The sequence below is a fragment of the Dysgonomonas massiliensis genome (assembly GCF_900240225.1).
Taxonomy (GTDB): domain Bacteria; phylum Bacteroidota; class Bacteroidia; order Bacteroidales; family Dysgonomonadaceae; genus Dysgonomonas; species Dysgonomonas massiliensis.
The window spans coordinates 26,272-33,693 of the sequence record NZ_OEPV01000017.1 but is presented as its reverse complement, the minus strand read 5'-3'; the positions used below and the strand labels follow the sequence as shown (position 1 = coordinate 33,693).

Here is a 7,422-nt window from a genome sequence, read left to right as displayed (position 1 = left end):
CGTTATTACCTTGCTTCAATCCAAAAGATCAAAGCCGGGTAGGAATTGATATGTAATACTTATATGTACTACACGCTTTGTATGTATCTATATTTTCTTATAACTATGTCAATGATCTCTTTGTTTTGTCGCTTCAGTTCAAAACGCTTATTGTTCTAAAGCGAGTGCAAAAGTAGTCGCTTTTACATTACACTCCAAATATTTTTGGAAGTTTCTTTTAATAAAAATAATATTTATTTTCTAGCTTTTTGGTTTGTATTGAAAATCAGGCGTCTAATAAAATGAAGTTATTCTTCTATTTTAGCTTCTTTCTTTGAGCTTTTTGCAAAATATCTGCAATATTCCGAAATTTTGCATTCCAAACATTTAGGTTTTCTTGCTAAACAGGTGTATCTGCCATGAAGAATTAGCCAGTGATGCGCCTTGCCTAAGAGTTCTTGAGGTATATATTTTAGTAATTCTTTCTCTGTTTGCAGAGGATTTTTAGAATTTGTTGTCAGTCCAATTCTATTCGAAACTCTAAAAACATGAGTATCGACAGGCATCGCTGGTTTATTGAACGCTACAATTAGCATGACGTTTGCTGTTTTTCGCCCTACTCCTGGTAGCGATTCTAATGAGTCTCTATCTTGCGGAACTTCTCCATTATAGTCAGCCATTATCTTTTGAGCCATCCCTAACAGGTTTTTCGCTTTGCTATTAGGATACGAAATACTTTTAATGTATTCAAAAATGACTTCGGCTGATGATACTGCCATTACTTCTGGCGTTGGATATGCTTCGAACAAGGCAGGAGTAACCATATTTACTCTTTTATCGGTGCATTGAGCTGATAGAATAACAGCAACAAGCAGGTGAAATGGAGTGTCGTAATCTAATTCTGTTTCAGCTACAGGGACGTTATCGTTGAACCAATTTAATACTCCAGTATATCTTTCTTTTTTAGTCATAATGTTGCAATATTAAAGAAAAAACCCTTGTAGACCAAAATCTGCAAGGGCTTTTATCTTTTATGTTTTATAGATTACCAGAAAGCAGGTCTGTTATCTTGTACGTTCATTTTTGTTGAAAGAATGTACATTGCAGAATAGTTTAGCTGGTACGCTGCTTGTTGACCTACTTGTGCTTTCAAGCTTTCAGCGTTGAATTCAGTAGGATCAGTTTCGCGAGATGTAATGCTGAATGCGTATACTCCGTTTTTACCTTTCATCGGAGCTGCAAGCTTATTAACTTCTCCATCTTTTGCATATGCATTAAATATCGGTTCGAAACCAATAGGAAGGCTCATTGTACGGAAAGAAACGAAGTTTAGAGAGTCTACTTTTCCTCCTACTTCTTGAGCATATGCTTCAACAGATGTAAGGTTTTTAGCTTTAAGATCTGTGATCATCTTCTCCGCTTTTTTGTCGATTACTAGTTCAGCCTTCAGCATATTAAATACTTCTGGATCAGATATTGGGCGGTAATCTCCTTCAACTTCTTCTGTCATTACGGCTACGATTTTTCTATCTGTATAGTCAAATTTGCTAACTGAACCAACTTTGTTGTTGAATGCCCAGTTTACAATGTTTCGAGTACTTCCTATGTTGTTGCTATTTGGAGCTGTTGGTTCGATATCTAATGAACCTGGAGCAAGAAGTACATCTTTTCTTAAGCTGTAACCTTTTTCAGTAGCAGCTTTGTCAAAGCTTTCTAGTTTGCCATTTTCGCTAATGAACTGATTAAGTTCGTTGTCGATAGAATTTAAAGTCTTGTCGCTAACTGCAACTTGCATAATGATTGAAGCAAGTTTTACTTTTTCAACCGGAGCTGATTTTTTATTTACGCGAACTAACATTGTTTGACCATTTACATTCAGTTTGAATGGTTCTCCAACTTTTGCTGAAAAACAAGCGTCGCGAATGCCTATCTGTACTAATTCTATTTCAGATACTTTGTTCTCTTCGATATTAGCACCAGGCCATACCTCTTGAGCTACTTTAGTGAAATCTTTGCCTCCTTTGATTACGTTCAGAAGGCTGTCTGATAATGTTGCAACTACGCTAGGATCAATACCTGTAGGAAGTGGTAGCGTGTGCATGTAAACTGAGTCTGGAGCTACTTCTGTATCAATTAACTTATATGCTACATAAGATTGATTCTCTCTTACAGGACCATACATGTCACCAACTGATGCACTATTGACGAATTTACGTACCTCAGATCCTTCCGGTATGTTTTTCTTAGGAATGAAGAAATCAGAGTATGGATTATTTGAATATTCATTCACGACCATAGCTACCGATGCTTTGTCTGCTTCAGCTAGTTTTGCGGCTGCTGTTTCCATTAGAGTTTCTACTTCATTATAGTCAGCATCGCTAGGAATAACGTCTTTTACGAAATAAGAAATTCTTCTGAACTCAGAATCAACTTTGAAGTTGTTTTTACGTTTATCATACAATTTTTTTACTTCATCATTCGAAACAGTAACTGCTGAGTCAGGAAGTGATGAGTATGGTTGAACTGTATAGATGAAATTAGCAATAGATTTGCTGTCTTCGTATGCTTGTTTAGCATCAGCATCTGTTGTTAGGTATGAACCTGAAACCAATGCCGTGTATTTTTCTTTCAGACGGTTAGTCTTGATTTTTTTCTGAATGTATAACCATGCAGCACGTGCACTAGCTATATAGTTGTCTTGCTCAATTGAACCTGTAGATTGGTTGCCCATATTCACCATCGAAAGGAATTGGTTTAGAGCTTCACGGTTGAATTGTCTTGTTTGAGGATCGCTGAAAATAGGAGCGATTTCTTCATCGTAGAAAAATAGAGAAGATGGGCGTTCGCCATAAACTAGATCAGCTATTTCTTGTTCAGTAACAGCTAAACCTAATTTTTCAGCTTCGATGTTGATCATTTTTTCTTCTACCAAATTGCGGTATACTACATCACGATTTCTTACCGTGTTGTTGCTACCTGATTCTCCGTAGATGAATTTAAGAAAATGTTCGTATTCTTCTAGATTTTTTTGAAACTCACCAGTTGATACAACTTCTCCATCAATCGAAACTACTTTGTCTTTGAATTTGTTGAAGAATGCATTAGATGATGTGAATAAGTCTGATAAGATAAAAGCCAGCAAAGCGACACCAATCACACCGATTAGCAGTCCGGCTTTATTTCTAATTTTCTGTAAAGCAGCCATTTGAGCAATTCTTTTTTTTAATTATATAATTTTATTACTTTTCTATTTCTAAAATTCAGATTTATAGCATGCGAAGATAGTAAATCGCAATTAAATATCATTGAAAAAGTATTCTTTTTATTCAAATCTTTACTCTATCAATGATTTATGTTTTATTCGGATGGCTCATTTTTGTCTTCGACAGTCAACACTGCATCGACGTTGAAAAATGAATATTCGGTCATGTTTTTATTGGATTCGAAGCCGTTTTTACCATGTAGTGTTATCTTATCCGGTCTGTGTACTTCTACATGTACGTTTGAATATATACGTTCGGTACGTTGGTCCCAATACAACTCTTCGGTTTTGAATGTTTCTCCTAGTGTGTTTTTTATAACAACCTTACCTTTTAGTTTCCATAGCTTTTTGTTTACATAATTCCATGCCGAGTCAGCATCAATTGTAGCCTCTACTTGCATCAGAGAATCATATTGTTCGACATGAAGTTTGTCTGGAAATGACCAATAGGGCTCTTTCGCATTATCGTACATATTCCATGTTTGTGTCAGTATCCTGTATTTGACTTGTCCCGAATCAGATGTGATAATCATATCAATGCTATCGGTACTCATTGAGGGAATTAGCTCCGGATCATATGCAAAATCGATGTCTGATTTCTGATTGTTACCACATGATACTAAAGAAAAGACTGTAATGACCAATAAAGTCATTACAGTAATTCTAGATATTATATTATGTCGTATATCACTCATCTATTTTGTCCGCGATTAGTCAATTCTGCGTTTGAAGAACCAGAGCTCGTTGAAGTTAAGACTTAGTGATACTCCAAAGTATTCCTCTTTGACCATATTTTTTCTTTCAGGAGCAATTCTCTTGTATTCAAAATTAACATTCACGTATGTTGTTCTGGTTCCCGAAAATTTGAGATCTCTTATTGGAAAGCCAAAGCCTAGAGTAGCACCATATTCCTTATATCCGTATGGTTTTGCCAGTTTGCCTCCAGCTTCGCTATCTGTTTGTGCATTCATGTATGAGTTTGAGTAGTTTAATCCTCCTCTTAGTCTCGTACGTTTTAGTATATTACGGCTGTATGGGTCGGTAATGAATTCTGCTCCGACAGCATACTTCAATCGATTGTTGAATCGGTCAGATGCACTCATGAAGTCATCTCCCATTATCGTTTCTGGGTATCTAACTTTTTCCCATTGTTGGAATGTGACATCAGCTCCAATTGTTAGTCTCTCTTTGTGTACTAATGTGAACCCCAGACCAACTGTCATTGGTAGATCTGTTTTTATATTTGGTATAGTATCGCCTTCATATGGCGATTCTGTTGAGCTTTGCTCATATTTCGCATTGGCCGACATTTTAGGACTAAATACAGCACCAATAGTTAGTAAGTCGCTGTTTGGAAGCCTTAAGTCGTATTGAGCTCCAACATCAAATTTAAATGAATTTCTTTTTAGCTTAAAATAATCCTGTGTACCTATTGAGTTAAGACTTCTAAGATAATTAATAGATCCAAAGGTATAAGATATATTTGCCCCAACAGATAAACCATCAATAGGAAGTTTGTAGCCTGCTCCAATGTAAACATCATTAAGACCGCCTGAGCCTTCGAAATATTCAGAGTATTGGTAATCACCTCCAGTAGCTGTTTTTACTCCACCAAATCGATATCCGACTGTTGAGTATGGAACTACACCAAAACTGACACCTAATCCTTTTGCTACAGGAAATAGCATTGTTATATAATCCAGTCCTCCGTTATCTTCTGTCATAGAAACGTTTCCCTCACTTAGTTTGGATTTGGTATAGCTAATGCCTATGTCGAACATGAAGGTTAGAGAGTCTACTGTTGAATACGAAGCCGGATTCAGTGGGTTAGCACCATATTTTTGTCTCAAACCATATCCGATTCCACCCATCGCTTTTGATGGACCAACGGCTTTGTCTTTCAATATACCATATCCATATCTACTATATGGTGAGGTCGTTTGAGCAGTAATAGCACTGATAGCCATAATCAGCACTGCGATTAATAAGGTTTTCTTATTTTTCAACATTTTTGTTAAATATATTCAATAACTCTCTTTTCGTGTAAAACAAAAACTAATTTGAGGATAGGTATTTGTTCCTATGATTAATTTTGTCGTTGCAAAGTAAATTAAAAAAATCAGTAATGCGAAACTTTGTATAAAATGTAATCTTTTTTTTTAGCATAAAAAGATTAATTATTTAATTTTAATATCTTCGCTGATTGTTTTTGTATAGGATGTTTAAAATTAGCATTGACAATATTTTAGATAAGTATCTACCTACTGTATTTAAACCATTCAAAGATATTGTTTGGTTTCTTATTTTATTCGTTTTTTTCGATTTCGTCTGGAAATTACTAGTCGATATGGGAGAAAATGGCGAAATGCTGATTGTCCTAGGTAAAGATATTACATCGTGGACATATGGAATTTGTCTATTTACGGCTAAAATCGTTCACTGGTTGATTCACTCGGTTTTAGGCTATTCTGATTTTGTTCGTGATGGGATAACTTTATATTTTGATCGCGAAGACCATATTCTAATAAATATCATTTGGGATTGTACGGGAATCAAGCAATTGATTATGTTTTCCTTTATCCTGATTTGTTATTTCGGGCCGCTTCAACAAAAAAAATGGTACATACCTCTTTCTCTGGTAATATTGACCTTGGTAAATATACTACGTCTTATTGTCGTTTGTCTTATAGTGAAAGATCCTTTTCCGGAGTGGTTTATTTCGGTTAATGAATGGTATAATGATCGTATATGGGAGAATGATGCAGAATCTTATTCTTTGTTTTACGAAGATTGGTTTCATGTTTTTCATCGCGATATCTTTACTTGGATATATTACGATGGTATTATACTACTTCTGTGGTTGTTCTGGGAAGAACGAATCAATAAGCCTTTTCAGCGAGCTAAGTCTTTACTCTTAAAGTCTTAATGTTTATCTAACCGGATTTTTTACCTTATGTCTGAAACGAATATTATATATTGGCTGTAATAGGCTAATTAATGATAAAGAGAAATAGTACTTCCCAGCATCAAAATATCGAGCAGCCTTGTTAATCACGATCTCTCGAGTCAATAAGCTTATCAATAAGATGAAAATATTTATGCCAAGCATGCCCCAATGCTGAGTATAGATAGTTAGTGAGATCTCTACAAGCAGCACAATCAAGAAAATCCAGCGAGAAAGGTTTTCTGTAGAAAATAACGTTGTTTGACAACCTTTGAAACAACTGCGTGCTGCCGAGTATGACTGTTTGATCTGTCTCCACAAACTGTAATTATCAGAAAGGGTTTCGGTGAAACTTTCTTTATCGAGACATACAGCGGTATTTGTTTTTGTTGCTACTCTATTGATAAATGTATCTTCGCTATTCTCGAGGTATAGGAATTGAGAAAAGCCTTTGTTGTCAAAGAAAAGATTACGTCTGAAGGCTAGGTTGCGATATGTACCGGTAAAAGGGCTGTTCTTTAAAGAAGTGGATAGATACTGAAGGCTGAAAAGCAGATTGTCAAAAGCCGCTATGCGAGTCCAGAAGGGTTTATTTCTGCTCATCTTCGAATATCCAAGTACAATATCTTTGTCGTCGGTTAATTTTTCGGTCATCAGTCTAATCCATTGATCAGATACTGGACGGCTGTATGATTCGGTAAATAATAAAACGTCACCTTTTGCAGCTTTGATACCTAATGTTAGTGCCATTTTGCGAAAGCCGTATTTGTCTAGAGAGTGGGGCAGAAAGGTATGGTATAGATTTTTATGTTCTTGCTCCAATCTTTCAAGCAATATTCCTGTTTCGTCAGTCGAACCATTATTCACTACAATGACTTCAAAGTTGGGATAGTCTTGTGATAGAATTAGTGGCAATAATTCGGAAAGATATTCAGCCTCATTTTCGGCTTCGATGATAACCGACACCTTATACTGATCACTATTGGAAGATGATGTTTCTATTCCTTTATTCAGTTTCTTAGCCCAACGAACAGGTTTACCATAGTATCCGATGTATACATAGAGCTGAAAAAAGAAAATAAGAAGCAGAATACTCGCGATGATTAGCTCTGCTGTATTGAAAATGAATATGCCGGATAATAGACGAAGAAAATCTTCCATAGTTGCGTTTCTCTCTTTTATAAAATACATAAGAGCCGCAAGACGACTCTTATATGGTTATATCAAAAAAAATAAT

The 7,422-nt window shown here is 35.7% G+C and carries 6 protein-coding genes; 1 reads left to right on the top strand and 5 read right to left on the bottom strand.

What is annotated here, in order from left to right; translation table 11 throughout:
* Window positions 1-287: 287 nt before the first annotated feature.
* The 4 genes from nth to bamG all read right to left on the bottom strand — a co-directional run bounded on the left by nth (window position 288) and on the right by bamG (window position 5,250).
* Entirely contained in the window at window positions 288-950 is a 663-nt protein-coding gene (nth, locus tag C1A06_RS14725) for an endonuclease III (RefSeq protein ID WP_101690908.1), read from the bottom strand.
* Between the two features lie 74 nt (window positions 951-1,024).
* Window positions 1,025-3,184, bottom strand: coding sequence for a peptidylprolyl isomerase (locus tag C1A06_RS14720; RefSeq protein ID WP_101690907.1), 2,160 nt, complete (start codon window positions 3,182-3,184; stop codon window positions 1,025-1,027).
* Window positions 3,185-3,336: 152 nt separating this feature from the next.
* Window positions 3,337-3,936, bottom strand: coding sequence for an LPS export ABC transporter periplasmic protein LptC (gene lptC / locus C1A06_RS14715; protein ID WP_101690906.1), 600 nt, complete (start codon window positions 3,934-3,936; stop codon window positions 3,337-3,339).
* A gap of 15 nt (window positions 3,937-3,951) precedes the next feature.
* Window positions 3,952-5,250 (bottom strand): BamG family beta-barrel-assembly machinery protein, encoded by a 1,299-nt coding sequence (bamG, locus tag C1A06_RS14710; protein WP_101690905.1) that lies wholly within the window; start codon window positions 5,248-5,250, stop codon window positions 3,952-3,954.
* Between the two features lie 209 nt (window positions 5,251-5,459).
* On the opposite strand from bamG, the gene C1A06_RS14705 reads away from it, so the two are divergent.
* Window positions 5,460-6,167 (top strand): exosortase/archaeosortase family protein, encoded by a 708-nt coding sequence (locus C1A06_RS14705; RefSeq protein WP_101690904.1) that lies wholly within the window; start codon window positions 5,460-5,462, stop codon window positions 6,165-6,167.
* Between the two features lie 3 nt (window positions 6,168-6,170).
* On the opposite strand, the gene C1A06_RS14700 is transcribed toward C1A06_RS14705, so the two are convergent.
* Window positions 6,171-7,346 (bottom strand): glycosyltransferase, encoded by a 1,176-nt coding sequence (locus C1A06_RS14700; RefSeq protein ID WP_159461431.1) that lies wholly within the window; start codon window positions 7,344-7,346, stop codon window positions 6,171-6,173.
* Window positions 7,347-7,422 lie beyond the last annotated feature (76 nt).